The organism is Thiolapillus sp. (assembly GCF_048562965.1).
In the GTDB taxonomy this organism is placed as follows: Bacteria; Pseudomonadota; Gammaproteobacteria; order Chromatiales; family Chromatiaceae; genus Thiolapillus; species Thiolapillus brandeum_A.
Genome location: NZ_JBHNMF010000779.1, coordinates 1 through 1,383 on the forward strand (window position 1 = coordinate 1; position 1,383 = coordinate 1,383).

The 1,383-nt window shown below is 57.9% G+C and carries 1 protein-coding gene; it reads left to right on the forward strand.

Annotation, left to right across the window (positions count from 1 at the left end; translation table 11 throughout):
* Nucleotides 1-14: 14 nt before the first annotated feature.
* On the forward strand, nt 15-1,383 hold a 1,369-nt coding region (drmD, locus tag ACOCD2_RS20020; protein ID WP_293688768.1), incomplete at its 3' end, for a DISARM system SNF2-like helicase DrmD.

Consider the following 1,383-nt stretch of genomic DNA (forward strand, 5'->3'; position numbering starts at 1 on the left):
ATAGGGTGGAGAGAATGGTGAATGCCAGTGTCGTGGATGAAGCAGCGTACCGAACGGCGCCAGAACCCGGTCAATTGGTCGAAGTTCGTCGTCGCCAATGGATCGTCTCCGACGTCCAATCCTCTCGATCTTCGGAGGCCACGCTCACTACACAGAACTACGTCAGTCTTTCTTCCATCGACGAGGACAGTCTCGGTGAGACTCTCGAGGTGATCTGGGAGATAGAGCCCGGTGCCCACATCATTGAGAAGGCCGGGATGCCCCTCGTGAATGGATATGACGACACCCAACAGTTGGAGGCCTTCCTGGATGCCGTCCGTTGGGGAGCGGCGACCAATGCGGACAGGGGGTTCCTGCAGGCGCCTTTTCGCAGTGGCGTCAGCATAGAAGAGTTCCAATTGGATCCCCTGGTACGTGCCATCGACATGGCGCGTGCCAACCTGTTGATCGCCGACGACGTCGGTCTGGGGAAGACCATTGAGGCGGGACTGGTGATCCAGGAACTGCTCCTTCGTCACCGAGCCCGCTCAGTGTTCATCGTCTGCCCTGCTTCTCTGCAGGAGAAATGGCGCATCGAGATGATGGAGAAGTTCGGTCTCGAGTTCAAGATCGTGAACACCGACTATATTAGGGAACTGCGCCGTGACCGAGGTATCCATGCCAACCCGTGGACATCTTTCCCGCGGCTCATCACCTCCATGGACTGGATCAAGGGTGGTGAAGCCTTGCGCCTGTTGCGAGAAGTGCTGCCGGTTCGTGCCAGTTACCCGAGAAAGTTCGATATCCTCGTGGTGGACGAGGCCCACAACGTGGCCCCCGCAGGGAGTGGGCATTACGCATTGGAGAGCCTGCGCACCAGGCTCGTCAAGATTCTGTCGCCACACTTCCAGCATCATCTGTTCCTGACGGCCACGCCACACAACGGCTATACCGAATCCTTCACCTCGTTGCTGGAACTACTCGACGATCAGCGTTTTTCCAAGAACATCCTGCCCGATGAGCGACAACTGTCACAGGTGATGGTGCGACGGCTGAAGACGGACCTGAAGGATGCGCATGGCGATCCTCTCTACCCCATTCGTAGGTTGCAGGCATTGTCGATTCCCTATACCAAGGAAGAGCGCGCCATCCACCGGACGCTGGCCAGATATTGTGAGCGTCGAGAACAGACCTGCAAGGGAGCCGGTGTGACGGGAACCAAGTTCGTCAACAGTCTCCTCAAGAAACGCCTGTTCTCGTCGCCAGCAGCGTTCGCTTCCACCCTAGAGAAGCATTTCCACACCCTCACCAGCGATAGACCGATGGAGAAGACCGACCCGCTGGCGGATCGTATCCTGCGCAAGGCCATCCTCAAGGCCGAGGAGGACTATGCCGACGATGCCC